The following is a 25586-nucleotide window of genomic DNA, read 5'->3' as shown; positions in this document are numbered from 1 at the left end:
TGGCTTACCATAACCAATAGGTATGATAATTTTAGTAGTATTCGCCTTGACGATAGTCCCAAGAGTTGAAGGTATCTGACAAGTGCATCATGATTTTATCAATGTCAAGCCCTTTGCGGATAACGACTGGGCATGGTGTAATTGAGCGACTGCTTGCGCCTTGCTCAGGGATGAGCTTACCATCCTTATCCACCATAGACACCATAACCCCTTGCTCGTAACGTGTCTCAACCGTCTTATCTGGCTGGATAGACGCTACATAGTCGTCTGCTTCGATGACAAGGTCAACCATAGACTCGATACGCTCACCGATACCCTCGACCTTACCACGGTTTCCTTTACCAGATGGGTTAGCTGACGATGCATAGACCATACGCCCTTCTTTTTCCCACATTTCTTTTGCCAATTGCTCACCAGCTTTACCGAACTTGATGACAAAGCATGAGGTACCACGCACGTCTGTCATGAGTTCTTCACGTCCGTCACCAATGGCAACGAGCTTTTCGTAAGCGTCTTTACGCCAAGGAAGGATACAACCAAGAAGGATGTCCTCATCCCAGTGTTTTTGGTAAAAAGCGTCGATTTCGGGAGTGAGCTGTGCTAGACTACGAAGCTCGTCCATTGAACCACAAAGCACGACACCTGGTTTGTTGCGGTTACGCTCTTTAGCTTTAAACTTACGCTCCAAACCTTTTCGGTCAGCTGTCATGATAATGTAGCCAACTTTTGTCGGGCAGACGATAACGCCACCCTCACCACGCATAATCTCAAATCCTTCCTGCGAAAGATTGCCATCCCATTGAATGTGTTTTGTCATCTTGTTTTCCTCTTCTGTATTATTTTCAACTTTTTAATAGTATCATCATTGTTTTGACAAACAAATGACTTATAAAACTTAGTTTATCATGTCAATTCTGACTTTTCAAGTATTTTTCTAAATTTTCAAAAATTATTTTTCATCGTCACGCCAATAAGCTGGTCGCTTCTTTTCATAGGCTGTAATCAATTCCTCATACTGCAAGGTAATGCCGATATCATCTAAGCCATTTAAAAGCTTATGCTTCCACTCACCATCAATCTCAAAGCTAAAATCGCCAATAGGTGTGATGAGTAACTGCTTTTCAAGGTCAACCGTTATGGTCTCCTCTGGTGAGAGCTTAGCCAGCTCTTCACGCACCTCTCTTGGCTGAACGATAGGTAAAAGCCCGTTGTTGAGTTCGTTATTGTAGTGAATGTCACCAAAAGAGCCTGCAATCACCACTCGAAAACCGTAGTCAGCCAGCGCCCAAGCAGCGTGCTCACGTGACGAGCCTGCTCCAAAATTATCCCCTGTGATGAGAATGCCTGCATTCTTATAGGGCGCTTGGTTGAATATAAAATCGGGATTTTCCGTATAATTGTCATCCAAATAACGCCATTCGTACATGAGATACTTGCCAAAGCCTTTTTTATCAATCAACTTCAAAAATTGCTTGGGCAAAATCTGGTCAGTGTCGATATTATCATTCATCAAGGGAACTGTAGTCCCTGTGTAAACGGTAAATTTTTCCATAGGTCTCCTTGCTAAGTGGCTTCTTCTAGCTCTCTCACATCGACAAAGCGTCCAAAAATAGCTGCCGCTGCTGCCATAGCTGGACTACAGAGGTGCGTCCGTGCACCAACACCCTGCCTGTCTTCAAAGTTACGATTGCTGGTAGAGGCGGCGTGTACTCCCGTTGGTACCTTGTCGGGATTCATCCCAAGACACATAGAACACCCTGGGTCACGCCACTCAAAGCCCGCTTCCTTGAAAATCTTATCCAGTCCCAGTTGTTCGGCAGCTCGTTTGACAGGACGACTGCCAGGCACCACAATGGCAGTCATATTGGGAGCGATGTGCTTGCCTTCGACAAAGCGAGCTGCCACCTGAAGGTCGCTCAATCTGGCATTGGTGCAAGAGCCTAAAAAGACATAACCCAGCTCGATATCACTGGCTTTTTGTCCCGGCTCTAAGTCCATGTAAGCATAGGCACGCTCGTCATTGAGGTCACGACTCTCTGGAAAGGCTTCGCCATAAGCCACACCCATAGAGGGATTGGTGCCCCAAGTGACCATCGGCGCTAGCTCTGACACATCAAGCGTGATGACCTTGTCATAGGTCGCATCCTCGTCGGACACCAGAGTCTTCCAGTCAGCGACCGCTTCGTCAAAACGCTTTGGACAATGCGGTTTGTCCTTTAGATAATCATAGGTGGTCTGGTCGGGATTCATAATCCCCATCTTAGCCCCAAGCTCAATGGACATGTTGCAAATGGTCATGCGCTCTTCCATACTGAGGTTGGAGATAGCCTCGCCTTGATACTCCACCACATAACCGACACCAAGAGACACGCCGTATCTAGCAATCAAAGCCAAAATGTAGTCTTTAGCATAAACACCCTTTTGCGAACGCCCAACAAAGCGCACCAAGAGTTTCTTTGGCTTGACTTGCCAGAGCGTTTGCGTCGCAAAGACATGCTCCACTTCTGTCGTTCCAATCCCAAAGGCAATAGCACCAAAAGCGCCATGTGTGGCTGTGTGGCTGTCGCCGCAGACGATAAATTTCCCCGGCTGAGTACGTCCCGTCTCTGGTCCAACCATGTGAACAATGCCCTGCAATTCTGAGCCATGATCCACATGCGGAATGCCGAATTCTTTGACATTGCGAGCAAGGGCATCCATCTGCGCCTTGGAGATGACATCACGGATATCATAGATATTGACAGTTGGGACATTATGGTCAAAAGTCCCAAAGGTCAGGTCTGGACGGCGCACTTTGCGCCCAGCTTCTCTCAGACCGTCAAAAGCCTGCGGACTTGTCACTTCATGGATATAGTGCTGGTCGACATACATGAGCTGCGGCTCACCTTCTCTACCTGTAATTACATGACGTTCCCACAATTTATCAAAAATGGATTTTCCACTCATTTGTCATCCTCCAAAGATAATAGCTAACCAGTAACAGCACGATAATACCTAGCGCCCAACTCAGCTGAAAGTACCACTTTCTTGTCTTATGATGAAAGACAAGAGCACCGAGATAAGCTCCTACACCACCTAAACAGTAAGTCATGGTGAGGAGACTCTTTTCAGACAAGCGCCAGCCCCTCACTCTAGCCTGCCGTTTATCATAACCATAGCAGCAAAAGACAAAGCTATTCCACACAAGCACCACTAAAAGATATAGTCTCATAGGTTGTCAATAATCGCCTGTGTCATCTCGCTTGTTTTGGCATTGCCGCCAAGGTCTTCGGTCAATATGCCTGCTGACAGAGTCTTCTCAACAGCTCTTTCAATCATGCTTGCCGCTTCTTTTTCTGCAAAGCTGTCACGCAACATCATGGCAACAGACAAAATCATGCTGATCGGATTGGCGATATTTTGCCCAGCAATGTCAGGTGCAGAGCCGTGAATAGGCTCGTAAAGACTTGGTCCATTAGCAGAATGGCTGGCTGACGGCATAACACCAAGCGTACCTGGTAGGACACTGGACTCGTCAGACAAAATGTCACCAAAGAGATTTTCCGTCACGATGACGTCAAATCGGCTAGGATTTGTAATCATGAGCATAGCTGCGCTATCGACCAATTGGTGCTCTAGGGTCACTTCTGGGTAGTCTTTTGCGACTTGGTCAGCGACTTTACGCCAGAGTTTTGAGGTGGCAAGGACATTTTGCTTGTCAATGCTAGTGACTTTTTGCTTGCGCTCTTTGGCTAGCTCAAAAGCTTTGCGCACGATACGCTCGATTTCAAAAGCAGCATAGGCGTTGATGTCCTGTGCGCTGTCATCCTCAAGATGATGTTCGCCAAAGTAGATACCACCTGTCAGCTCACGCACGACAACAAAATCAACATCTCTTATAATGTCCTCTTTAAGTGGCGATAAGTGCTTTAGCGCCTCGAAAATACGCACCGGACGGATATTGGCAAAGAGATTGAGCGCTTTACGAATAGCAAGCAATCCCTGCTCAGGGCGTACTGGCGATGTGTCGTACTTAGGGCTTCCGATAGCGGCTAGTAAAATAGCATCTGCAGACTTGGCTGCCTCAAGCGTGTCTTTTAGCAGAGGTTCACCAACAGCGTCAATGGCTGCTCCGCCAAACACTCTGTCATCAATCTCGTAGCGAAAGCCTGTCTTTTTCGCCACAGCAGCTAGAACTTCTAGTCCTGCTGCCATGATTTCTGGACCGATACCATCGCCTGCTAGGGTCACAATTTTCTTTGTCATAAACACCTCTTAAAAATCTTTTTCAGAAAGCTTGCGCTTCATTTCGCCAGCGTTTTCTTTTTGCGCTAGGGCATTAGCATTAACGTAAGCGATAGCTCCAGCTTTTAGGACGTCAAAGTCAATACCTGAAGCGTTGAAAATAGTACCTGTATCTACATTTTCAATGGAAACAGACACACGTGCCTGCGCATCAATCCCATCCGTCACCGCATCAATCGTGTAGCTGAGCAGTTTCACCGTCTGGTTAAAGAACTTGTCAATAGCATTGTAAATCGCCTCAACAGAGCCTTTACCGTTGGCTAGGATAGCGACTTCTTCGCCGTCTGTATTGGTCATAAAGACCTCTGCTGTATTGGTTTCGTCGCTGTTTGAGGTCAACGTCAGATTGCTAAAGTGGAAGCCTTCTGGGTTTTCAATCTCAACACCTGAGACAAGAGCGATAATATCAGCATCTGTAATCTCATGTTTCTTATCTGCCAATTTTTTGAACTTGGCAAAGAGACTCTTGATTTCCGCCTCATCAAAGGTCAACTCAAGTTCTTTGAGCTTTTCAATGAAAGCGTGACGACCAGAGAGCTTGCCAAGTGGCAGTGAGTTTTTCTTGACGCCAACTAGCTCTGGGGTGATGATTTCGTAGGTTAGTGGATTTTTCAACACGCCATCTTGGTGGATACCAGACTCGTGTGAAAAGGCATTGCCACCAACAACAGCCTTGTTTTTTGGAATGGCAATTCCTGAAAAACGAGATACCAAGTCCGCAGTATTGACGGTTTCGTTGAGTTTGATAGGGCTTTTAGCTTGATAGAAATCTTCTCGGATGTTGAGCGCTACAGCGACTTCTTCTAGCGCAGCATTTCCCGCACGCTCACCAATACCATTGACCGTTCCCTCGATACGACCAGCGCCATTTTTGATGGCAGAGAGTGTATTTGCTACTGCCATGCCGAGGTCGTTGTGACAGTGTGGGCTAAAGATAATCTTGCGGTCTGACTTGACATTTTCGATGAGGTGTTTGAAAATAGCACCGTATTCTGTAGGTGTAGTAAAGCCGACAGTATCAGGGATATTGATGTAGGTCGCACCAGCGTCCACAGCGGTTTGGCAAACCTCTAAGAGATAGTCAAGCTCCGTGCGTGTCGCATCCTCTGGCGAGAACTCAACCACATCAAAATACTTCCTAGCATAGCTGACCTGCTCTTTGATGATGTCAAGGATTTCTGCTTTTGATTTTTTGAGTTTGAACTCACGGTGGATTGGGCTTGTTGCGATAAAGACATGGCATTGACGGTATTTGGCGTCTTTGAGCGCTTCATAACAAGCGTCAATGTCTGATTTGACCGAACGTGCTAGACCTGACACAGCGGTTGTCGTCATAGTTTTGGCGATTTGCTTAACCGCCTCAAAAGAGTCTGGACTGGCTGCTGGGAAACCTGCCTCAATGACTGAAATGCCCCATTTTTCAAGCTGTTTTGCGATAGCTACTTTTTCTTTGATGGAAAAATTAACGCCTGGTGTCTGCTCACCGTCACGAAGTGTGGTATCAAGAAATTCAACTGTTTGCATCTGCTTCACCTTTTCTAATTCTAATATACTAAAAAACATCCCACTACCAAGCGAGATGTTTTTCCCGCTTGGTAAGCCAAACAGGACTAATGCTTTTGCACTAGCCCAGACACCTCAATAGCAAAACGATTGAAACTGTACGCATTTGACTTCTCCTTGAATGTTTGTTGATAGTAGTATATAATTTTCAGACTATTTTGTCAATGATAATGTTCAAAGTTTTTTGACTTTTTTACATAGAAAAAGACTCAGCTGTTGCCAAGTCTTTTTACTCTTATTCTTCAGTAGCATCTGCTAAAATGCTTGCCACCTTGGTGTTAATCAAGTCAATAGCGACGACATTGCTGACACCCTCAGGAATAACCACATCGGCATAGCGTTTTGTCGGCTCGATAAACTGGTGATACATAGGCTTCACCACACTTGTATACTGCTCGATAATGCTATCTAAGCTACGCCCACGCTCCTCCATATCACGCTTGATACGGCGGATGATACGAATATCATCATCCGTGTCCACAAAGACCTTGATATCCATCAAATCACGCAAACGCTTATCCTCAAGCACCAAAATCCCTTCAACGATAAAGACGTCTTGAGGCTCTTGACGATAGGTTTCGCTGCTACGAGTGTGCTGCGTATAGTCGTAGATAGGAATATCGACTGGGCGCCCTGCAATCAGCTCGTTTAGGTGCTCAATCATCAAATCCGTATCAAAGGCAAGCGGGTGGTCGTAGTTGGTTGTGACACGCTCTTCAAAGGTCAGATGGCTTTGATCCTTGTAGTAAGAATCGTGCTCAATCATAGCGATATTTTCATCTGGAAAATGAGACAAAATAGCTCGTGACACGCTGGTTTTTCCCCCACCAGAGCCACCAGTGACACCGATAATAATTGGTTTTTTAGGCATAATTACTCCATTCTCAAAAATGCTTTCCTATCTATTTTACACTATATTTGCCATTTGAAAAGCCCCAAAAGGCAACTTAGACAAAATGTAAGCTTTCGAACACTTCTGTCTCCCTAGCTTTTTTGGTATAATGGTAAAAACAAAAGAATTTGAGGATTTACTATGAACCGTTTTCCTGATAGTTGGAACACACTTTTTGAGGAAAAAAATATCACGACACTCACACCTATTCAAGAGGCACTGTTTGAGCCTATCACTAAAGGGCAAAATGTCCTTGGTATCAGCCCGACAGGAACTGGAAAGACTCTTTCTTATCTTCTGCCCTTGCTCTTAAAATTGCAACCTAAAAAAGCACAGCAATTGCTTATTCTAGCGCCTAATTCAGAGCTAGCTGGGCAGTTGTTTGAAGTCAGTAAAACTTGGGCAGAGCCTCTTGGCTTACAAGCGCAGCTCTTTTTATCTGGCTCTAGTCAGAAACGCCAAATTGAGCGCTTGAAAAAAGGACCAGAAATTCTCATTGGGACTGCTGGTCGGGTTTTTGAATTGGTCAAGCTCAAAAAAATCAAGATGATGAAGGTTGACACCATCGTCTTAGACGAGTTTGATGAGCTTTTGAGCGACTCTCAGTACAGCTTTGTCACGAAAATCTGCCACTATGTTCCTCGTAACCACCAGATGGTCTACATCTCAGCCACACAAAAAATCGCACAGGACACTCTAGCGGATGAGACGGTGCGCATTGACCTGTCTGATACGGAGACGGCACCCATCAAGCACTACTATGTCATGCTTGATAAGCGTGACAAGACCGACTTTTTGCGTAAGCTCTCAAACACCCCTGACTTTAGAGCGCTGGTCTTTTTCAATATCTTGTCTGAGCTTGGAGCTTGTGAGGAGCGTTTACAATTTCACCAAGCGTCAGCTGTGTCTCTTGCCAGTGACATCAATGTCAAATTCCGCAAGGTGATTCTGGATAAGTTTAAACAAAACGAAATTGCCCTGCTTCTTGCCACTGACTTGGTAGCTCGTGGTCTTGATATTGAGGCACTTGATTATGTGGTCAATGCAGAGCTGGCTCGAGACAAAGAAACCTACACACACCGTGCTGGACGTACAGGACGCATGCGCAAGGAAGGCTCTGTCATCACACTTGTCACCAACAAAGAAGAACTCAAACGACTTAAAAAATACGCTCCCGTGCAGGAAATTGCTCTAAAAAATCAGCAATTTTATATCAAAGAAAATTAGATTGGACAACCAATCTAGTTTTTCATTTTTTCGTTTGCCGGTAATCATAAACCAGCACGACAATTGCTAAAACGATAACAGCATAAAAGCCAAAGATGATGATACCAAGATGTGTCATTATCATTAACCACAACAAGAAAAGACAAAATACAAAGAAAAGCTTGCCCCAAAAGCCTCGCTTTCGCTTTAAGAACCACTCGATAAAACCCTCTTGAGCGGAAAAGCGCCCGTCTCTGTAGTCTTGTCGTAATTTCTTAAAGTTTCTCATGACAAGCTCAACTCGCTGTGATAGTGAATATCAGACCTGTCTAGCTGCTCCAGATACTCCGCTAGCTTATCGCCGTTTGGCAAAGTAAGCTTAGGCTCAATATCCAGCAAGGGCTGCAAGACAAAGGCACGCTGGCACATATAAGGGTGAGGTAGGGTGAGCTGAGCACTTTTTAGCGTCTGGTCATCATAGAGCAAAAGGTCAATGTCAATCGTTCGAGGTCCCCAATGCTCATGGCGCACACGCCCTAGCTGAGTCTCGATTGCCTGCGTTTGCTCTAGCAGCTCTGCTGGCGAAAGCTCGGTCTCAAGGAGACAGCAAAGATTTAAGAAATCGTCTTGATTGGTATTGCCCCAAGCGGCGGTCTCATAGATAGGCGATACAGCGACTAGCTCTGTACTATCTAGCTGGCTAAGCGCTCTCACCGCCTGCTCTAGGTAAGCTTTACGCTCGCCCATATTGCTGCCTAGACTGAGGTAAACTTTACTCATGGCGTTCACGCTCCAATGCAATCCCTACACTATCATAGTGCCCGTTAATGGGGGGATTTTCCTTGGTGATTTTAAGAGAGACTTTCTTAATTTTTGGAAATATCATGAGCAAATCCTCACAAATCACACCCGCTAAGCGCTCAATCAGCGCATAGCGTTCCTTTTCCACATGTTCTTTGATACAGTCAAAGACTTGTCCGTAATGCACCGTGTCCTCTAGATTATCTGTCTGTGAAGCAGCCAGCAAATCAACGCTCAAGACACAGTCCACTCGAAAAATCTGACCTAAAACCTGCTCCTCTGAAAAAGCACCGTGATAGCCGTAAAAACGACAATTTTCTAAATATATCTTATCCATCTAATCCACCAACTGTTCAATGACCTCGACAAGGTCTTTATTAGCTTTGACGTTGTGTACCCGCACAATATGACAGCCCTTCATCAGCGCCCAAGCAGACAGAGCCGCCGTGCCTTGGTCACGCTCTAACATATCACGATTGCCGCCAAGCAGATAATTCACCGTGCGTTTACGCGAAATGCCAAAAAGCACTGGATAGCCTAGAGCTGTCACACGCTCCAAACCCTTTAACAACTCAATATTTTGCGCTTCGTTCTTGGCAAAACCAAAGCCTGGGTCAATCCAGATGTTTTCCTCTGGCACACCTGCCTCACGTGCTGCCTGTGCTCGCTCGCTCAAAAAGTCACAAACGTTTTGCGTCACATCGTCATAGTGTTCTTCTTTTTGATTGTGCATGAGGATGATAGGCGCCTTTTTTTCTGCTGCCAACGCTAACATTTCCCCATCGTAAAGCCCTGCCCAGACATCGTTTAAAATATGAGCGCCAGCTTCAAGTGCTGCTCTAGCAACAGGTGTCTTGTAGGTGTCTATTGATAATAGCACCTCTGGGAATGCCTCTCTAATCGCTATGGTAGCTGGGACAACACGCTTGATTTCTTCCTCTTCAGTCACAAAGCTAGCACCAGGTCTTGTCGACTCACCTCCAATGTCAATAATGGCTGCGCCGTCTGCGATGAGTTGCTCTGCCTGCTTGAGAGCGTTCTCCACGCTGTCGTATTGTCCGCCATCTGAAAATGAATCTGGGGTGACGTTTAAAATCCCCATGATAGCGGCTTTACCGTCTATGTGATAAGGTCCGATATTCATGCTAACTCCTTTGTGATATACTGTCTAACTTGCGAGATAAAGTAGAGAGACCCCGTGATGAGGTAGAAAACCTCTGGATTATCTGCTGTGTCTACCCAGTCCTTCCAAGAAGTCACCTTGTCATACTTTTCAGGATAATCCTGTAGTTCCAGCGCTCGTGGGTAGTCAAAAGTCGTCACACTGACCTGACCTAACTCTTCTAGCTGCTCAAGCATGGCTGCAGCTGGCTTTGTATTGATAGCTGCAACCAAAATCTTGATGGGCTTGTCGGTGTAGTCTTTCATTACGGCAACCAAGGCTGCTATGCTTTCTTGATTGTGAGCGCCGTCAATCATGAGATTTGGGCGCATTAGCTCTGTTCGCCCAGCCCAGTGTGTGCTCTCTAGTCCTTTTTTGATGACATCTTTTGTCACACGAGGGTAATCTTTCTCCAGCAAAAGACTAGCTGTAATGGCGAGACTAGCATTTGCCATCTGATGAGCTCCAAGCAGTTGCAGGTGAATAGCTGAAATCTCACATGTCCCTTTGCGGTAGGTAAAGCTATCCCCTGCAATCTCTATGCTAAAGTCACGTCCTAGGCAGTAAGTCGGACTGTCTGTCTCTCGTGCTTTTGCCTGAAAGACACGCTCAACATCAGCTCTGCTATTGGCATAAATCAAGGGAACCTTTTGGTCTAGAACACCGACTTTTTGACGAGCGATAGCTTCGTGGGTCTCACCGAGAACCGCCTGATGGTCAAGCCCAATCGATGGGCAAATGACAGCCAGCGCTTTAAAGACATTGGTCGAGTCGTAAAGCCCACCCATGCCAGCCTCGATAAAGGCGATGTCAACAGGATGAATATGCCCAAAATACTCAAACATCAAGAGCGTAATCACTTCAAACTCTGTCGCAGGCTCCAAGTCAGACTCAAGCGGCATGCGCTCCACAACAGGCTTGATACGCTCCACCGCCTGCAAAAAATCCGCCTTTGCCATCATCTCGCCATTGACACTAATGCGCTCCCTAAAGTCCAAGATATAGGGCGAGGTAAAAGTCCCCACCTCATAGCCAGCTAAGCTAAAAATGTGCTGCAAGTAGCTAGTCGTAGAGCCTTTGCCATTAGTGCCAACGATATGGACAGCCGATAAGTTTCGCTCGGGATGTCCCAGCTGCTCAAGCATCCAATCCATACGCTCAAGCCCCGGCTTTATGCCAAAAGTGAGCTTACCATGTATCCACTCCAGAGCTTCTTGATAAGTCATGATCTTCCCTTCTAAAGAAAAATGGCTTGTTGACTAGCCATTTTATCCTATTTATTCTGTTACTACTAAACCATCTGTATCTAGGCTCAAGACCTCAATGCTACCATCAAGCCCTAGCTTTTCAAGCTGGTCTACAAATGGCGTCGCCTTGTCTTTTGCAATCAAGGTCATAACAGTTGGTCCTGCACCTGAGAGATAAGTCGCATAAGCGCCATTTTTGTGAGCTAGTTCCTTGATAGGAGCAAACTCAGCTACCAACTGCTGACGAAAGCGCTCATGGAACAAATCCGCCTCAATAGCTTTTCCACCCTTTGCCAAATCACCTGTTAACAGAGCAGAGACAGCAAGATTGGCGATACTGCTTGCCTTGACCGCTTCGCTATAGTCAAAAGTAGTCGGCAAAACACCACGGCTGTCGCTGGTTTTGAGCTCATAGTTTGGAATGAAAGCGACAAAAGCACAGTCTGGAAAGGGCGCTACCACGCTTGTCGTCTGCTTACCATCGTAACTTGCGACAACGAGATTACCAAACAAAGCTGGTGCGACATTATCTGGGTGCCCTTCGATTTGTGTCGCTAGGTCAAGTTTTTCTTGATCGCTAAGCTTAAGCTCACCTAGCTGATTAGCAAGCTCAATACCTGCGACAATGACAGAACTGGATGACCCTAAGCCACGTGCTAGTGGGATATCAGACATCATATCAATCTTGTGCGGTACAAGGTCAGACTTCACTTTGAGTGCTGTTTGGATGAGGAGATTGCGCTCATCTGTCGGGATGTCGCCCAAATCATGCTGCACTTCCCACTGACTAGACGGTTCTAAGACCGTAATGATCAGGTATTTGCTGACAGCAACCCCAACGGAGTCAAAGCCTGGCCCAATATTCGCACTCGTTGCTGGAACTGTGATTTTCATGCTTATTCCCCTAAGACCTTAAATGTATTGAGAAGTGTCATATCGCTAATGGCTGAGAGTTTTTCAGTGATATGCGCTAGCTGTGTCTTACTCATGCTGTGCGTGATGATAACAACACGTGCTTGGTTGTCGCTTGCTTTTTGTTGCAAGACTTGCTCAAATGAGATGTCCTCAGCGTTAAACAACTCAGCAAGGCGAAGGAGTTGTCCCTTTTCGTCTGGCGTTGTGATGGCAAAATAGTAATGACTCTTCACGTCACTAGCGTCTGCCAAGCGTATTTCTCGGCTAAATTCGTTAAATGGTTTTCCAACAGTGTCGTCTGACAAACGGCGAGCAATGCGTACAATGTCAGCTGTTACAGAGGTCGCTGTTGGCTTTTGCCCAGCCCCTGGTCCGTAGTACATGGACTCACCGATGCCGATAGACTCGACAAAGACAGCGTTCATCACGTCATTGACACTGGCTAGTGGATGGTCTTTTGGTAAGAAAGTCGGCGACACTTCGGCAGAGATACCAGAGACAGTCTCACGAATATCACCGACCAACTTGATGACATAGCCTAGCTCTTGCGCTACTGCCACATCATCTGGCGTAATGGTTGAAATACCTTGGTGGTCAACCTGCTCAAAATCAATGGTCATGCCAAAACCAAACTGACTCAAAATAACCGCTTTATAACCAGCGTCAATCCCTTCAACGTCGTTGGTTGGGTCGCTTTCAGCATAACCTAAACGCTGTGCTTCAGAAAGCGCTGCGTCATAAGTCCAGCCTTCATCAACCATTTTGGTCATCATGAAGTTAGAGGTACCGTTTAAGACACCTAAAATACGGGTCACCTTGTCAGAAGTGAGGGAGTTGGCTAATGTCCGCAAGATAGGAATACCACCTGCAACAGCTGCCTCATAGTAAAAAGCAAGTCCTTTTTCTTGAGCGAGAGAAATGAGCTCTTTGCCGTGTGTGGCAATCAAGTCTTTATTAGCTGACACGACGTGCTTACCAGCTTCAAGCGCTTTTGTGATAAAGGTTCTTGCTGGCTCGATACGTCCCATCAACTCAACGACGATTTGAATGTCATCGTCACTCAAGATCGCATCCACATCCGTCACAAAGTTGTAGGCGTGTCCTGCTGCGACAAGTCGCTCTTTTTCGGCGTCGTCTTTGACCAAGACTTTTGCAATTTCTAATTTATCTTTAGCGGCTTCTTCAATTTTTTGACCATTTTCCTGCAATAAAAACGGAATCCCGCTCGCAACTGTTCCAAATCCTAATAATCCAATTTTAATCGACATAGGGCTCTCCTTTTTTCTTTACACACTTCTAAAAAGGTGGTGATTAGCTCTATTATACCAAATTTTAACGACAATTTAATCATTGAAGGCTACTTTTTTACATTTATCTCAATAAAAGAGCACGTAAATCATCATAATCTGACAAAGTATAGCTTGGCTGCACTGGGCTGTTATTGTCTAGCTGCTTGGGATTGTACCAAGCGGTATCAATGCCAAAGGCAGCTCCCCCAGCCATGTCCGCCGTCAAACTATCCCCAATCATCAGCGTCTGCTCTTTTGAAAATCCAGCAATGCGCTCGCTTACCTTTTCAAAAAAATCAAGAGATGGTTTTGCCGTCGCCAACTGCTCAGAGATGAAAATAGCATCAAAATAAGGCAAAAGACCAGAGCGCTCTAAACGCCCCTGCTGGATAGCTGTAACGCCATTGGTCGCTGCGTAAATCTGATAACCAGCCTGCTTCAAATCCGCTAACAGCTCACGTGCCCCCTCGTAGGTCTGCCCTTGCTGACTGAGAAAACGCTGATAAAGTTGCGCTAACTCTTTGCCATCCTTTTCCAATCCAAAATGCGCAAAAGCACGTGAAAAACGGGTGTTGATGAGCTCAGGCTTAGTGATGTCACCCTTTTCCAAATCACGCCACATCCCTTTATTCATAGGGATATAGTAGTCTTTAAAAGCTGACACGTCCATAAAGCCCTCATGCGCAAGAAGCGCATCCAAAGCCCTATCCTCAGCACAATCAAAATCAAGCAAAGTGTGGTCAAGGTCGAATAAAAGATATTTGTACAAAAGTTATTTTCCTTTCTGTAAGGGAGAAAAACAAGCTCCCCTTTAGTTATTGAGAATATTATATCATAAGTATATGTTATAATCTGTCTTGTAGGTACAATAGCTAAATAACCACTTTGTTAATCAAAGTATAGGTCATTTATATTAACCATCGGAGGTGTATTATGAAATTACGTGACATTTTTGAACTTGGAACATACGGCTACAACCCAGACTGTAAAGTTGACATTTTTGATATGGCAAACTTTGAGGAACGGCTAAAAAACGAAGGATTTTCTGAGGTTCTAATTCCCACAGACGAAGATGTCGATATTTATCCTTATGGCTTCTTGATTGAAGACACCATTTTGATTGCCATGCCAGATGAAACAGATGACAATGGCTGTTGACGAAGAGAAATAGCCTATAAAAATAAGTTTCACATATCGTGAGACTTATTTTTGAAAAGAAAAATATATGGACTCATATATTAAAACAAACAGACAAATCGTCATCAGAAACGTAATGTTTCCATGCGACTGTAAAGCCATAAGATTCTTTATACTCTTCATACCATCTGACATAGTAGGGGACACCTAGCAAATTCTCAATAACCTCATCTTCTGCACCCGAAAAGAGATAAGCAGCTATTCCAATATCCTTATCACCCACTTGCCAGTTATAGCCTAGTTCGTATTGACCATGAAGATTATCAATGAGTCGTGCTTTTCTCAAATCAATGTCCGTACAGATTTTTAAATGCTGAAAATCCTCAAAATCGACGGAATAAGGTTTGATAGAGTAAGAAGCTTCAACAAAATATTTAGCGTCTTTGTCTGGATAAGAAGCCTTGGTCTTCATTTTGACGGGTTCATCATTTAATGCTAACCAAAAGTGTCCTATTGGCGTTTTTAAGACATCATATGGCACATCAGCAACTGTGTGATTCTTTTTCTGTGACAGATCGCATACTACTCCACTAGCAAGTAAGGTCTGGAGTGACTCTATAAGCTCTTTACTATCGCCTTGAGACTTCCTTATAACGGTCTTGATTTTATCCAGTGGATAAGGCGGTTTATGCGCTGGAGATTCAAAAACTCTAATGACATGCGCTTCTTTTTCTGTATTAGCCTTTCCGACGGGAACGATGACATAGTCACCATCAACAATCGCTTTATCTGGACAATAATAAGTATAAGGATTGCCATCCAATGAATACTGCACTTGGCAAAATCGTAATCTTTTATGTGGTTTCCACAAGAGTCCTGGCTCTAGAGGACGTCTTTCAAAATAATAGCCCTCATCAGAATCCCACTTTTCATCCGTCATCCAACGATTACAGTATGGACAACAATAATCGTCATAGTCTTCTAGATAACACTGATCCAAGCCACAACTAGGACATGCTCTGTCTTGCTCGATGGAACCAGCTAATGCCACACCATTGATATAGAAAATAGCTTCATCTTGAGAATCATAAACATATGTCTCAACAAAATGCTTTCCATAACTTAGCCAATCGCTAAGAGAAAGGCCATTAACACTGTAAATGGTGACATCAGACCAACGCTCTTTTAAAGATTTTCCGTCATACAGTTTTGTTTCAAACAAAGCGTCAGCGCAAGTAAACGCATTAACTTCTTGTTTATCCGACCTTCTCGCCCAGTAGGGTTTTTCTTTTTCCTTATCATAGCCGATATAGTAAAAGAAATCATCATAATTTCCCTCAAAATCAAAAGCTACTTCAATCCCTTCTCCCTTTCTAAATTCTTGAAAAAGGTAGTAGCTATCTAGCTTTGACATTTTAGTATCTGATTGGACATTGACTTCATGAGGAACGCCTAATGAAAAAGTTGCAGCTTTGAAAGAAAAATAGCCATTGACTAGTTGAAACTTAAAGGTATCGTCTTCCAAAAGGTGCTCATAGAGCCACCAAGGTGACAAGCCATCCATATCTTTCATTGTGAAATGACTGACACCTTCAAACCTCAAATCCCAAACCAAAGCTTCAGAGTTGGTATTGTCTACAGCCAGACAGTCTTCTTCAATAGTCAGAAAAATCGTATTGGACGCACTATCGTAGGAAAAAGCCCCAATGATATAATCGTGAAAAAAACCAGCTGTCTTTAAATAATCTATCAACTGTACTTTTTCTCTTATGTACCGCTTTCGTTTTGTCCACATAATCATTCCTCTTTCATAGGAAAACTAATATCAAACTCCTTCAAACAAGTATTGATGAGTTTTCTCTTATCTAAACCATCTCTCTAAAGTTTGGAAATACCAAAAGATTAGTATTAGATGTGTTTTACTTTCTCTATTATATCACAATCCCTTAGCTATTTATTCTTCTTGAAAGTGAATACTTAAACATATCAAATCCAAAAAGACGACATCATCACAAAAGCAAAAAGCTCTTGAAACACTATTCCAAGAGCTTTTCCTTTACCCCAAACTTTCTCGTATAAAGTTTGCAATTTCTGTATCTTTTTTGTCAGCTAGGGCTTGGACGATTTTGGAGCCGACGATGACGCCGTCTGAGACGTGATTGAAGCGCTCGACGTCCTCGTGTGTCGAAATGCCAAATCCTGTCAAAACAGGGATAGGTGCTAGGTCTCGTAAGCGTGAGAGGTGCTCGTCCAAGTCCTTACGGTAGCTGCTTGCCTTACCAGTCACCCCATTGACAGCAACGGCGTAGATGAAGCCCTCGGCGTCTTCGACTAACATCTTTTGGCGCTCAAGCCCTGTGGTGAGACTAACCAGTGGCACGAGAGCAATGTCCGTTTCTTCAAGCAGCGGTTTGATAAAGTAAGCCTGCTCATGTGGCAAGTCTGGAATAATGAGTCCCTTGACAGGCGTGTCCGCCAAGTCAGCGATAAACTGCTCCAAACCATACTGGAAAATCGGATTGAAGTAAGTCATGATAATCAGAGGCGTTTTTGTCTCGATGGCTTTCAGCGCCTTTACAATTGTATGCGGTGTTGTGCCCTTTTTCAGACTGCGATTGCCAGCCAGCTCGATAACAGGACCATCCGCCACAGGGTCTGAAAAGGGAATACCAATCTCAATGGCAGACACTCCCAAATCCGCTAGAAAAGTAATGGTCTCAGCCAACCCATCAACACCCTTATCATGGTCACCCGCCATGGTATAAGGGATAAAAATGCTACTACCCGCTGCTTTTTTTGCCTGCAAGAGGCATGTTAGTGTTTTTTCCATCCTAGACTCCTTTTTGTTCCTTCTCAAAACGCTCTTTGACCTGCATAACGTCCTTATCACCTCGTCCTGACAGGCAGACGATAATAGACTTGTCCTTGCCGAGTTCCTTGGCTAGCTTGACCACATAGGCAATAGCGTGGCTGGACTCCAAGGCAGGGATAATGCCCTCAAGGCGTGACAGCAACTTGAAGCCCTCAAGCGCCTCCTCGTCTGTGATTGGCACATAGTGAGCTCGTCCGATAGCATTAAAATGCGAATGCTCTGGACCGACACCAGGATAGTCCAGTCCCGCTGAAATCGAAAAAGCTTCTAGGATTTGCCCTTCGGCGTCTTGCAAAAGATCCATGAGTGAGCCGTGAAGAACACCTGCTCTGCCTTTTGTCATGGTCGCCGCATGCTCTTCTGTATCCAAGCCAAGACCTGCCGCCTCAACACCGTACATGGCAACAGACGTGTCGTCAACAAATGGATAGAAGAGCCCCATGGCATTTGAGCCACCACCAACACAAGCAACAAGAGCATCTGGCAAATCTTGCCCAGTCAAATCTCTAAATTGCTCCTTGGCTTCACGACCGATGACCGACTGAAAATCACGCACAATCTCTGGAAATGGCGCTGGACCAAGGACAGACCCCATGATATAGTGCGTGTCCTCTACATTTGCCACCCAAGCACGAAGAGCAGCGTTAACAGCGTCTTTGAGCACCCGTGAACCGTCTGTGACGGCTTCCACCTTAGCGCCCAGCAACTCCATGCGAAAGACATTGAGCGCTTGACGTTTGACGTCCTCTTCTCCCATGTAAATGGTGCACTCCATGTCAAACAGCGCTGCTGCTGTCGCTGTCGCAACCCCATGCTGACCAGCACCTGTCTCTGCGATAATCTTGTTTTTACCCATGCGTTTGGCTAAAAGCACTTGCCCAAGAGCATTGTTAATCTTGTGCGCTCCTGTATGGTTGAGGTCCTCACGCTTGAGGTAAATCTTAGCGCCACCCGCATAATTACTCAAACGCTTAGCAAAATACAGCGGATTTTCCCGCCCCACATAATAGGTCAAGAGCTGGTTAAGCTCCTCTTGAAAAGCTGGATCAGCTTTTGCTTCTCTATAAGCCTCGTCCAACTCTAAAACTGCTGTCATCAGTGTTTCTGGGACGAAACGCCCTCCAAAATCACCAAAAAATCCCTTTTCATCTGGTTGTTTATAAGCCATGTTTTACTCCTTTTATAAATGCTTTTATCTTGTCCACGTCCTTCTTGCCATCTGTCTCCACCCCTGAGGACACATCCACAGCATAAGGGTGAAAGTGGGCGATACAGTCTGTGACATTTTCTGAGGTCAAGCCCCCCGCTATAAAGCAAGGTTTGGTAACGTTTTGTGCGTCAAACGCCTCCCAATCAAACCTCACTCCGCTGCCTGCAGTCGGTGCGTCAAAGAGATAGTAATCCGTTACTTCGCTAGATGACTGACTGTCTTTTCCAACCGCTAGCGCACGGATGATAGGTAGCCCCAAGCTTCTACAAGCCTCGTCGTAGTCACCATGTATCTGGATGAGATCTAACTCCACCTCTCTTAACACTTCCTGCAGTTCTTCTAGGCTTGGGCTGACAAAGACGCCAACTTTTTGGATAGTAGCTGGTATCAGCTGCGCTAAAGTGTTTGCTTCTTTTGGACTAACCTTTCTCCTGCTGTCCGCAAAGACAAAGCCGATATAGTCAGCGCCAGCTTCAACCGCTGCCTGCACTGCTTCTTTCGTCCTTAGCCCACATATCTTAACCTTTGTCAATAGCAAGCTCCTTTAGTTTAGTCGTAACATCCTCAGACTGCATGAGGGTCGTTCCGCAGAGGATACCGTCATAGGCTGGCACTAGGCGCTTGACGTCGTCCGCTGTGACGATAGCAGACTCTGAAATATAGACTGGCTCACTCTTGAGGTAAGGAATCAGGTCTACGCTGGTTTGCAAATCCGTCTCAAAGGTGGTCAAATCACGGTTATTCACCCCGATAATCTTAGCACCAATCTGATGAGCAATTTCAAGCTCTGCTAGATTGTGCGTCTCAACCAAGACCTCTAGCCCCAAAGACGTCGCAAAGTCAAAGAGTTCTTGCAGACGTTCCTTGCTCAGTACTGCGACAATCAGCAAAATCACCGTCGCACCAGCATTGCGCCCTCTGATAATCTGCTTTTCATCGATGATAAAGTCCTTGTTCAGCATCGGAATCGCCACCTCGTCTGAAATCTCACGCAGATAATCCATGTGCCCCTTGAAAAAGGGTTCGTCTGTCAAGACAGAAATCATGCTGGCACCAGCTGCCTCATAGCTTCTCGCTTGCTCCAACAAATCAACATCCAGGTTGATAGCACCTAGGCTAGGGCTTGCCTTTTTGACCTCAGCGATGACATGTATCCTATCATTGTGCGCCTTGACGTAGTCGTAAAAGGAATAGGTCTTGCGCAGTGGCTTGATGTCCTCGACTTCTAGCTTTGCATTTTCCTCTTCTTTGACCGCTAGGATACGTTCTAAAAACTTCCCGTCGCTCATACCTGCACCTCCTTGAGTTTGTCTAAAACAGCTAGCGCTTTACCTGAAGCAAGTACCTCGCGAGCAAGCGTAACGCCGTCTTTTAGTGTCTCTACCTTACCCGCTGCAAAGAAACCGAGCGCTGCATTGACGATAGTCGTTTCTCGAAATGGACTAGGCTCATTTCTAAGAACACTAAGGAGAATAGCCGCATTTTCCTTGGCGTCACCACCTTGTATCTCACAAAGCGGTACCTCGTCCATGCCCAAGTCCGCATAGCTAAACCGCCCCTTGGTAATCGTGCCGTGGTCTAGCAGTGTGTAGTGATTGACACCGTAGAGCGCAGCCTCGTCCATATTGTCTGGACCTGTGATGATGACCGCACGCTTGCGCCCAAGGTGGTCAAGAAGTTTGGCACAGGTCTCCTGCAAATCCTCTCGATACAAGCCCATGAGCTGATAATCCAAGTCCATAGGGTGGTTAAGCGGTCCTATGATATTCATAATCGTAGGAATGCCTAGCGTTTGTCTGGCTGGTCCCACATAGAGCATGACAGGGTGCATGGACTGAGCAAATAGAAAGGCTAAGCCAGCCTCATCAAGCGCTCTTTCAATCACTTCTGGACTAACATCCAGCTTGATACCCAGCTCTTCAAGCACATCGGCTGAGCCAGACTTTGAAGAAATCGAGCGATTGCCGTGTTTAGCAAGTTTAATCCCTCCTGCAGCCAGTAAAAAACTCGTCGTCGTTGAGATATTAAAACTAAAAGAGCGGTCGCCTCCAGTCCCACAGTTGTCCATCAGGTCACGAAAGTTTCCTGGCACTTTCTTAGCATGACTGCGAATGACCTTAATGAGACTAGCAATCTCATCAAAACTCTCTCCTTTGGCGGTCAAGCCCAGCAAGAACGCTGCCGTCTCAGCGTCTGACAACTGCCCTGAAAAAAGCTTTTCAGCAACGGCTGTCATCTCTTCTGCGCTCAAATCCTCTTTTGCCACCAACTTTGCAAATATTTCCTTCATCCTCTCATCCTCCCTTTCAAAAAAGCTTAGCCCATACTCTCCTTTACAAGAGTCACAAAGTTTTCCACCATCTTCATGCCCTCATCTGTCCCAATAGACTCAGGATGGTACTGCAAACCATAAATCTGCAAGTCTTGGTTTTGAATAGCCATGATTTCGTGGTCATCGGTCGTTTTTGCCGTCACTTCAAACCCTTCTGGTAATTGCGAGACGACAATGGAGTGGTAGCGCATGACAGGTGTTTCTTTTGTGATATCTGTAAAGATAGGAGATACCTTTTCAATTGCCATCTGACTTTGCTTACCGTGCATGACCTGTTTTGCAAGGTCAAGTTTGCCACCAAAACTCTCAGCAATGGCCTGATGTCCCAGACAAATCCCTAAAATCGGCTTTTGACCAGCAAAATCCTTGATTAAGTCCTCCATCTGACCAGCGTCACTAGGCCAGCCTGGACCAGGTGACAAGACGATACCGTCTGCCTTTTTGGCAACATCATAGAGACGCTCATCGTCATTTCTAAGGACATGCACCTCATCAAAACGGCTGAGGTATTGCATGAGGTTAAAGGTAAAGGAGTCGTAATTATCCACTAATAAAATCATTCTAAGTCTCCAATCTTTGTCATCGCTTTGGCTTTATTGAGGGTTTCGTAGTACTCGTTTTCAGCGACACTATCGTAGACAATGCCTGCTCCCGCCTGCACATAAGCTCTACCATTTTTCAAAATCATAGTCCGAATAGCAATGGCAAAATCCATATCACCAGTAGCCGACAGATAACCGATAGCACCAGCATAAATGCCACGCTTTTCCTGCTCAAGCTCGTAGATACGCTGCATGGCACGCAGTTTTGGCGCACCTGAGACGGTACCTGCTGGCAAGGTTGCCTTGAGGGCATCCATAGCAGACATGTCATCACGCAACTCGCCCTTCACAACGCTGGTTAAGTGCATGACATAGCGAAAATACTCCACTTCCATGTACTTGCTGACCTGCACAGTATCAGTCTTGGCGATACGTCCGATGTCATTGCGCCCTAGGTCAACCAGCATGCGGTGCTCTGCAGTTTCCTTGACATCCGCTAGCAACTCTCTAGCCAGTCTTGTGTCCTCTTCTTCTGTTTTTCCCCTTGGGCGTGTGCCTGCGATTGGATTGGTGACAACAGTCTTTCCCTTAACAGATACTAGGCTCTCTGGACTGGCACCAATCACCTGATAATCACCAAAATCAAAGAAATACAGGTAGTTAGACGGATTGACCACACGCAGATTGCGGTAGTAATCCAACGGATTGCCCTCTATGTCGGCTGAAAAGCGCTGACTGAGCACACACTGGAACATATCCCCTTGGCGAATGAGCTGCTTAGCTTGATTGACCATGCGCTCAAAGGTCTCTTTTTCTAGATGACTGCTAAACTGCAGAGGAGCGATTGCCTTTGGCGCCAGCTCATCAGCACTCATGGTTTCTAGTTGCCCTAGCACCGCATCAAGTGCTTTCTGATCTGCTTCTACATCACGCTTGCTGTAAGTGTTATCCTCAACCACGCGCACGATTTCTTTTTTATGGTCAAAAATGAGATAGGACTCATAGACAAAAAAGTGCATATCTGGCGTACCCACGGTATCCTTTGGAATAGCACCCAGTGGCTCATAGAGGTGGAGCATATCATAGCCTACATAGCCCAGCGCCCCACCTGCAAATGGAATAGCATCCGCTTCTTTGCCTGTCACTACAAGCGCATTTAAGTAATCCAGCGGATCTTGCTTTACGACCTGCCCATTTTGTTTAAGGACTCCGTCTTGATAGGTAATCTCATAGACAGGATTGTAGGCGATGATAGAGTATCTGGCATTCTCCTTTTCACGAGGAATACTCTCTAAAATCACCTTGTGCTCGCCCTTTAGACGCTTATAAGCTAAAATCGGTGTCAAGCTATCTGCTGCCAAAATCTTTTCCATCTTGTCCTCCCTCTCAAAAAACGAAAAAACCTCGCACAGAAAAACTCTGTACGAGGGCGTTATTGCTAACACGGTGCCACCTCAATCTTAGGTACACAAAAATACCTGTCTCATACTCGTCAAACAACGAGTTGCACGATAAGGAGTGCCCACCGAATTGTTATGGTTTCAAATTCATTTCTACATCAGCCCAATGTTCACCTAAAGCTGCTGTCTGCTTGCAGTAACCGCAGACTCCCTGAAAGCAACTCTAACTTACTTTTCTGATTGTTAACATTGTACAAAAAGCATTTTAAACTTGTCAAGAGATTTTTGCAAATTTTCTAAAAATAATCATTTACCTTTTTATCTGTGTCATTTGTCAAAAAGTGGTACAATATGGAATGTTAAAGGGGGAACTTATGCTGAATCTCAAATACATGCCTCAGCACAATCGTTTGAATGCTATTTTACTTGGGTTTATGGGTGGCGCTTTGGATGTCTACTGCCACATGCAGTTTGACTCTCTGGTAGCGACCCAGACGGGAAATATCTTGCTGCTTGTTGCAGACTGGGATGACAGCCCTCTCTCTAAAAGTAAAAGTTGCATAACTGCTATAAACCTTATGATATCTAGGTTTTAGCTTATTTCATTTTCTTTGGTGGGGTCTTGGTGGGGGATTTCTATTAGTCCTACGCTACGTAAAACTTGTGTTATCTCCGTTCCACCACTTACTCTTTCCCTATCATAGAGATGAGAATACGTATTAAGCGTTGTTGCTTTATCAGTTCTTCCTGAACGTGCTGAAACATAAAGAACATCTTTTTTCAATACATTAATCATGAATGAATCATGACTATGTCGTAACCCCTTTCCAGTAATAACTGGCACACCTGCTTTTTCTGCATGCCTTTTTAACATTCTGCTTAACGTACTCTTATGCATTGGTTGACCAAAACGAGCTAGTACATAGGAATCATCGCTATTATTGACTTGAATAGCTCTCCAGTTTTTTAAAACTTTCAATGTCTCATCATCAATTTCAATGAATCGCTTTCCTGCTTCTGTTTTAGTTTGCATTTTTCGGATGTATGTGCCGTTACCATTTGATTCAAGCGTTGATTGAATATGAATGACCTTATTCTCTAAATCAATATCAGACCAAATCAAACTTAACCCTTCTGATACTCGCATACCAGTCATAAAGTACAACCAAACAGCTGTATAGTGTTGACGGTCATCATAATTTGTTAAGTCAAAGGTCTTTAATACCTTTTGTAACTCGTCTAATCTCCAGAAACGTGTTTCAGATCTTCTGCCTTTAGGATTATCTAAATTCTTACAAGGAAGAGATTCAATATATTCAAGTCTTTCAGCGTAACCTAAACATTGCTTAAATCTTGACCATAAACCTTTGGCATAATTGGGAGAGTATTTCTCAATCAATTCAAGTCTATATCTCTCACAATCTCGAACATTGATTTCTATTAGTTTCTTATTTCCGAATCGTTCTACAAATGAATTGTACTGCGTGACTGCTGTTTTATAAGTGACCGACTGAACGGATTTCTTATAATAAGGAAGGTAGATTTTTTCCATAAATTCTTTGAAAGTTATGTCCTTATCGTTTTTGCCTTCCTCGATAGAAGCTTGAAACTGTTGCTGATTAAATTCCATACGTACACGACAAGCTTCATCAAAAGCTTGCTTTTCAGTCCTAAAATCATTTCCGAACTGATCTTTATAGGACTTTCTACGTTGCCGTTTTCCAGTTTTCTTGTCAATACCAAATTCAATTTGATAATAAATTTTACCTTTATTATTGCGTGAAACACCTTTATATTTTTTTACCATTTAATTGCCTTTCTTTTTAAGGCAACTCAAATCCCAACAGTTCTTCTACAATATAGGTTGGAGCAAGGTTTAATCTTACATTGTCAAAGGGCGATTTATTTAATTCTACCATATTGTTTGAAAAAGCTCCATCATTATAAAACTCTTGGACTGCTATTGCCTTAGCTTGTTTAATGATGTCTCTTGCTGTGTGTTTGGGAAATCCCAAATCCATCAGCTGATGATGTGTTATTGTTTTATCACTCATTCATTTCTTCCTCCTCTCTTCTACTGTGTCTTTTTGAGTCCAAATACTTCGCAAAGAAGTAGGTTTTATTCATAATCAAGTCAAGCAACATGAGATTCTCTTTCCGTGCATACCTGACAAGATTGTTAAACTCTGTGAAGTTGTATTCTTCGATAATATCAATGATTAGTGAGAGAAATTTATCGTTATTGTTACTGATAAGAAATTTTTCCAAATCAAAACCATAACCTGATTCAATGTCATTGATGTCATACAGAGTTTTCTCTGGATCCTCGGCATGTGTGAAATAGTCATACATGCCTTTAGGGCTCATTACCACTTCTACGTGAGCTGGCGTGTTCAAGTTACTTGTCAATAATTCTGAAACTTGCGAGTAACTTTTTAGCGTTTCAAAGAAGAGTGCTCCGTGTTTATGAGCTTTCTTAAATTCTCCAGTTTCTTTATTGACATCCTTATCGTGCCACGGACTAAGTATAAATGGAATGTGCATGCTTTCAAGAATTTCTAAATAATTTTCAGGGGCACTTTCTTTGTAAAGTAAGAAAGTCCACTTATTTGAACGTTTTTCTTTTGCCATAATTCCCCTTTCTGTGTTTACTGATTATTGGTGTAATGGGGGTCGTAGTAACCCCATTACACCAGACAAACAATTATTTGAAACGCTGTATCCTTGGCATTCA

28 protein-coding genes and 1 pseudogene are annotated in these 25586 nt (G+C 44.5%); 3 read left to right on the top strand and 26 right to left on the bottom strand.

The window, feature by feature from the left end; all coding sequences use genetic code 11:
• Nucleotides 1-31 precede the first annotated feature (31 nt).
• From AALA56_RS02050 to udk, 7 genes are all read right to left on the bottom strand, one after another.
• A complete protein-coding gene (locus AALA56_RS02050) occupies nucleotides 32-817 on the bottom strand; it encodes an L-threonylcarbamoyladenylate synthase (RefSeq protein WP_369908538.1) in 786 nt (261 codons plus the stop codon).
• Nucleotides 818-949: 132 nt separating this feature from the next.
• Nucleotides 950-1552 (bottom strand): 3-isopropylmalate dehydratase small subunit, encoded by a 603-nt coding sequence (gene leuD / locus AALA56_RS02045; protein WP_369908537.1) that lies wholly within the window; start codon nucleotides 1550-1552, stop codon nucleotides 950-952.
• Between the two features lie 11 nt (nucleotides 1553-1563).
• Nucleotides 1564-2946 (bottom strand): 3-isopropylmalate dehydratase large subunit, encoded by a 1383-nt coding sequence (gene leuC, locus AALA56_RS02040; protein WP_369908536.1) that lies wholly within the window; start codon nucleotides 2944-2946, stop codon nucleotides 1564-1566.
• Complete coding sequence (locus tag AALA56_RS02035) at nucleotides 2924-3211, bottom strand: DUF1294 domain-containing protein (protein ID WP_369908535.1); 288 nt, start codon at nucleotides 3209-3211, stop codon at nucleotides 2924-2926. Before AALA56_RS02035 ends, leuC begins: the two co-directional genes overlap by 23 nt.
• The gene (gene leuB, locus AALA56_RS02030) at nucleotides 3208-4245 is read right to left on the bottom strand and encodes a 3-isopropylmalate dehydrogenase (protein WP_369908534.1); all 1038 of its coding nucleotides are present in this window, start codon (nucleotides 4243-4245) and stop codon (nucleotides 3208-3210) included. The genes AALA56_RS02035 and leuB overlap by 4 nt, the downstream gene beginning before the upstream one ends.
• Before the next feature lie 9 nt (nucleotides 4246-4254).
• On the bottom strand, nucleotides 4255-5808 hold the full coding sequence (locus AALA56_RS02025; RefSeq protein WP_369908533.1) for a 2-isopropylmalate synthase: 1554 nt from the start codon (nucleotides 5806-5808) through the stop codon (nucleotides 4255-4257).
• A 274-nt stretch (nucleotides 5809-6082) separates the two neighbouring features.
• Nucleotides 6083-6718, bottom strand: a complete 636-nt coding sequence (gene udk / locus AALA56_RS02020; RefSeq protein WP_164683274.1) for a uridine kinase — start codon at nucleotides 6716-6718, stop codon at nucleotides 6083-6085.
• Between the two features lie 162 nt (nucleotides 6719-6880).
• Between udk and AALA56_RS02015 the strand changes: the two genes are divergently transcribed.
• Nucleotides 6881-7966, top strand: a complete 1086-nt coding sequence (locus tag AALA56_RS02015) for a DEAD/DEAH box helicase (RefSeq protein ID WP_369908532.1) — start codon at nucleotides 6881-6883, stop codon at nucleotides 7964-7966.
• 22 nt (nucleotides 7967-7988) lie between these two features.
• On the opposite strand, the gene AALA56_RS02010 is transcribed toward AALA56_RS02015, so the two are convergent.
• The 8 genes from AALA56_RS02010 to AALA56_RS01975 form a co-directional block, all read right to left on the bottom strand.
• A complete protein-coding gene (locus AALA56_RS02010; RefSeq protein ID WP_369908531.1) occupies nucleotides 7989-8234 on the bottom strand; it encodes a hypothetical protein in 246 nt (81 codons plus the stop codon).
• Entirely contained in the window at nucleotides 8231-8725 is a 495-nt protein-coding gene (folK, locus tag AALA56_RS02005) for a 2-amino-4-hydroxy-6-hydroxymethyldihydropteridine diphosphokinase (RefSeq protein ID WP_369908530.1), read from the bottom strand. Before folK ends, AALA56_RS02010 begins: the two co-directional genes overlap by 4 nt.
• Nucleotides 8718-9083, bottom strand: a complete 366-nt coding sequence (folB, locus tag AALA56_RS02000) for a dihydroneopterin aldolase (RefSeq protein WP_369908529.1) — start codon at nucleotides 9081-9083, stop codon at nucleotides 8718-8720. Before folB ends, folK begins: the two co-directional genes overlap by 8 nt.
• On the bottom strand, nucleotides 9084-9890 hold the full coding sequence (gene folP / locus AALA56_RS01995) for a dihydropteroate synthase (RefSeq protein ID WP_369908528.1): 807 nt from the start codon (nucleotides 9888-9890) through the stop codon (nucleotides 9084-9086).
• Nucleotides 9887-11134, bottom strand: coding sequence for a bifunctional folylpolyglutamate synthase/dihydrofolate synthase (locus tag AALA56_RS01990; protein ID WP_369908527.1), 1248 nt, complete (start codon nucleotides 11132-11134; stop codon nucleotides 9887-9889). Before AALA56_RS01990 ends, folP begins: the two co-directional genes overlap by 4 nt.
• A 51-nt stretch (nucleotides 11135-11185) precedes the next feature.
• The gene (gene thrB / locus AALA56_RS01985; RefSeq protein WP_369908524.1) at nucleotides 11186-12049 is read right to left on the bottom strand and encodes a homoserine kinase; all 864 of its coding nucleotides are present in this window, start codon (nucleotides 12047-12049) and stop codon (nucleotides 11186-11188) included.
• A 2-nt stretch (nucleotides 12050-12051) separates the two neighbouring features.
• The gene (locus tag AALA56_RS01980; RefSeq protein WP_369908523.1) at nucleotides 12052-13338 is read right to left on the bottom strand and encodes a homoserine dehydrogenase; all 1287 of its coding nucleotides are present in this window, start codon (nucleotides 13336-13338) and stop codon (nucleotides 12052-12054) included.
• A 103-nt stretch (nucleotides 13339-13441) separates the two neighbouring features.
• Nucleotides 13442-14128 (bottom strand): YjjG family noncanonical pyrimidine nucleotidase, encoded by a 687-nt coding sequence (locus AALA56_RS01975; RefSeq protein WP_369908522.1) that lies wholly within the window; start codon nucleotides 14126-14128, stop codon nucleotides 13442-13444.
• Nucleotides 14129-14292: 164 nt separating this feature from the next.
• Between AALA56_RS01975 and AALA56_RS01970 the strand changes: the two genes are divergently transcribed.
• Nucleotides 14293-14517, top strand: coding sequence for a hypothetical protein (locus AALA56_RS01970; RefSeq protein WP_369908521.1), 225 nt, complete (start codon nucleotides 14293-14295; stop codon nucleotides 14515-14517).
• A gap of 73 nt (nucleotides 14518-14590) precedes the next feature.
• Here the strand turns inward: AALA56_RS01970 and AALA56_RS01965 are convergent, their stop codons facing one another.
• The 8 genes from AALA56_RS01965 to trpE all read right to left on the bottom strand — a co-directional run bounded on the left by AALA56_RS01965 (nucleotide 14591) and on the right by trpE (nucleotide 22825).
• Entirely contained in the window at nucleotides 14591-16291 is a 1701-nt protein-coding gene (locus AALA56_RS01965; protein ID WP_369908520.1) for a hypothetical protein, read from the bottom strand.
• A 261-nt stretch (nucleotides 16292-16552) separates the two neighbouring features.
• The gene (trpA, locus tag AALA56_RS01960) at nucleotides 16553-17326 is read right to left on the bottom strand and encodes a tryptophan synthase subunit alpha (protein ID WP_369908519.1); all 774 of its coding nucleotides are present in this window, start codon (nucleotides 17324-17326) and stop codon (nucleotides 16553-16555) included.
• Between the two features lies 1 nt (nucleotide 17327).
• Nucleotides 17328-18536, bottom strand: coding sequence for a tryptophan synthase subunit beta (trpB, locus tag AALA56_RS01955; RefSeq protein ID WP_369908518.1), 1209 nt, complete (start codon nucleotides 18534-18536; stop codon nucleotides 17328-17330).
• Entirely contained in the window at nucleotides 18526-19110 is a 585-nt protein-coding gene (locus AALA56_RS01950; RefSeq protein WP_369908517.1) for a phosphoribosylanthranilate isomerase, read from the bottom strand. The genes trpB and AALA56_RS01950 overlap by 11 nt, the downstream gene beginning before the upstream one ends.
• A complete protein-coding gene (trpC, locus tag AALA56_RS01945; protein ID WP_369908516.1) occupies nucleotides 19097-19867 on the bottom strand; it encodes an indole-3-glycerol phosphate synthase TrpC in 771 nt (256 codons plus the stop codon). Before trpC ends, AALA56_RS01950 begins: the two co-directional genes overlap by 14 nt.
• The gene (gene trpD, locus AALA56_RS01940; protein WP_369908514.1) at nucleotides 19864-20868 is read right to left on the bottom strand and encodes an anthranilate phosphoribosyltransferase; all 1005 of its coding nucleotides are present in this window, start codon (nucleotides 20866-20868) and stop codon (nucleotides 19864-19866) included. Before trpD ends, trpC begins: the two co-directional genes overlap by 4 nt.
• 26 nt (nucleotides 20869-20894) lie before the next feature.
• On the bottom strand, nucleotides 20895-21470 hold the full coding sequence (locus tag AALA56_RS01935) for an aminodeoxychorismate/anthranilate synthase component II (RefSeq protein WP_369908513.1): 576 nt from the start codon (nucleotides 21468-21470) through the stop codon (nucleotides 20895-20897).
• On the bottom strand, nucleotides 21467-22825 hold the full coding sequence (gene trpE, locus AALA56_RS01930) for an anthranilate synthase component I (protein ID WP_369908512.1): 1359 nt from the start codon (nucleotides 22823-22825) through the stop codon (nucleotides 21467-21469). Before trpE ends, AALA56_RS01935 begins: the two co-directional genes overlap by 4 nt.
• Before the next feature lie 401 nt (nucleotides 22826-23226).
• Between trpE and AALA56_RS01925 the strand changes: the two are divergent.
• A pseudogene (locus AALA56_RS01925) lies at nucleotides 23227-23403 on the top strand (DUF1275 domain-containing protein); the annotation flags it as partial.
• A gap of 41 nt (nucleotides 23404-23444) precedes the next feature.
• Here AALA56_RS01925 and AALA56_RS01920 read toward each other — a convergent pair.
• Genes AALA56_RS01920 through AALA56_RS01910 form a run of 3 tightly spaced genes read right to left on the bottom strand, consistent with a single transcriptional unit; the run spans nucleotide 23445 to nucleotide 25483 of the window.
• A complete protein-coding gene (locus AALA56_RS01920) occupies nucleotides 23445-24659 on the bottom strand; it encodes a tyrosine-type recombinase/integrase (RefSeq protein WP_369908511.1) in 1215 nt (404 codons plus the stop codon).
• A 16-nt stretch (nucleotides 24660-24675) separates the two neighbouring features.
• The gene (locus AALA56_RS01915; protein WP_369908510.1) at nucleotides 24676-24906 is read right to left on the bottom strand and encodes a DUF3173 family protein; all 231 of its coding nucleotides are present in this window, start codon (nucleotides 24904-24906) and stop codon (nucleotides 24676-24678) included.
• A complete protein-coding gene (locus AALA56_RS01910; protein WP_369908509.1) occupies nucleotides 24899-25483 on the bottom strand; it encodes a replication protein in 585 nt (194 codons plus the stop codon). Before AALA56_RS01910 ends, AALA56_RS01915 begins: the two co-directional genes overlap by 8 nt.
• Between the last annotated feature and the right edge of the window lie 103 nt (nucleotides 25484-25586).

The organism is Streptococcus hyointestinalis (assembly GCF_041225505.1).
GTDB classification, from domain to species: Bacteria; Bacillota; Bacilli; order Lactobacillales; family Streptococcaceae; genus Streptococcus; species Streptococcus hyointestinalis_B.
The sequence above is the reverse complement of the archived record's forward strand: the minus strand, read 5'-3'. Positions and strand labels throughout refer to the sequence as shown.

Coding starts and splice junctions, on each gene's coding strand:
- AALA56_RS01970 (WP_369908521.1), top strand. CDS start 14,293: ATGAAATTACGTGACATTTTTGAACTTGGAACATACGGCTACAACCCA.
- folB (WP_369908529.1), bottom strand. CDS start 9,083: ATGGATAAGATATATTTAGAAAATTGTCGTTTTTACGGCTATCACGGT.
- trpD (WP_369908514.1), bottom strand. CDS start 20,868: ATGAAGGAAATATTTGCAAAGTTGGTGGCAAAAGAGGATTTGAGCGCA.
- leuD (WP_369908537.1), bottom strand. CDS start 1,552: ATGGAAAAATTTACCGTTTACACAGGGACTACAGTTCCCTTGATGAAT.
- AALA56_RS01980 (WP_369908523.1), bottom strand. CDS start 13,338: ATGTCGATTAAAATTGGATTATTAGGATTTGGAACAGTTGCGAGCGGG.
- AALA56_RS01915 (WP_369908510.1), bottom strand. CDS start 24,906: ATGAGTGATAAAACAATAACACATCATCAGCTGATGGATTTGGGATTT.
- leuC (WP_369908536.1), bottom strand. CDS start 2,946: ATGAGTGGAAAATCCATTTTTGATAAATTGTGGGAACGTCATGTAATT.
- trpB (WP_369908518.1), bottom strand. CDS start 18,536: ATGGCTTATAAACAACCAGATGAAAAGGGATTTTTTGGTGATTTTGGA.
- AALA56_RS01965 (WP_369908520.1), bottom strand. CDS start 16,291: ATGTGGACAAAACGAAAGCGGTACATAAGAGAAAAAGTACAGTTGATA.
- AALA56_RS02015 (WP_369908532.1), top strand. CDS start 6,881: ATGAACCGTTTTCCTGATAGTTGGAACACACTTTTTGAGGAAAAAAAT.
- leuB (WP_369908534.1), bottom strand. CDS start 4,245: ATGACAAAGAAAATTGTGACCCTAGCAGGCGATGGTATCGGTCCAGAA.
- AALA56_RS02035 (WP_369908535.1), bottom strand. CDS start 3,211: ATGAGACTATATCTTTTAGTGGTGCTTGTGTGGAATAGCTTTGTCTTT.
- trpE (WP_369908512.1), bottom strand. CDS start 22,825: ATGGAAAAGATTTTGGCAGCAGATAGCTTGACACCGATTTTAGCTTAT.
- AALA56_RS02050 (WP_369908538.1), bottom strand. CDS start 817: ATGACAAAACACATTCAATGGGATGGCAATCTTTCGCAGGAAGGATTT.
- AALA56_RS01920 (WP_369908511.1), bottom strand. CDS start 24,659: ATGGTAAAAAAATATAAAGGTGTTTCACGCAATAATAAAGGTAAAATT.
- thrB (WP_369908524.1), bottom strand. CDS start 12,049: ATGAAAATCACAGTTCCAGCAACGAGTGCGAATATTGGGCCAGGCTTT.
- AALA56_RS02025 (WP_369908533.1), bottom strand. CDS start 5,808: ATGCAAACAGTTGAATTTCTTGATACCACACTTCGTGACGGTGAGCAG.
- AALA56_RS02010 (WP_369908531.1), bottom strand. CDS start 8,234: ATGAGAAACTTTAAGAAATTACGACAAGACTACAGAGACGGGCGCTTT.
- trpC (WP_369908516.1), bottom strand. CDS start 19,867: ATGAGCGACGGGAAGTTTTTAGAACGTATCCTAGCGGTCAAAGAAGAG.
- trpA (WP_369908519.1), bottom strand. CDS start 17,326: ATGGAAAAAACACTAACATGCCTCTTGCAGGCAAAAAAAGCAGCGGGT.
- AALA56_RS01910 (WP_369908509.1), bottom strand. CDS start 25,483: ATGGCAAAAGAAAAACGTTCAAATAAGTGGACTTTCTTACTTTACAAA.
- AALA56_RS01990 (WP_369908527.1), bottom strand. CDS start 11,134: ATGACTTATCAAGAAGCTCTGGAGTGGATACATGGTAAGCTCACTTTT.
- udk (WP_164683274.1), bottom strand. CDS start 6,718: ATGCCTAAAAAACCAATTATTATCGGTGTCACTGGTGGCTCTGGTGGG.
- folP (WP_369908528.1), bottom strand. CDS start 9,890: ATGAATATCGGACCTTATCACATAGACGGTAAAGCCGCTATCATGGGG.
- AALA56_RS01935 (WP_369908513.1), bottom strand. CDS start 21,470: ATGATTTTATTAGTGGATAATTACGACTCCTTTACCTTTAACCTCATG.
- folK (WP_369908530.1), bottom strand. CDS start 8,725: ATGAGTAAAGTTTACCTCAGTCTAGGCAGCAATATGGGCGAGCGTAAA.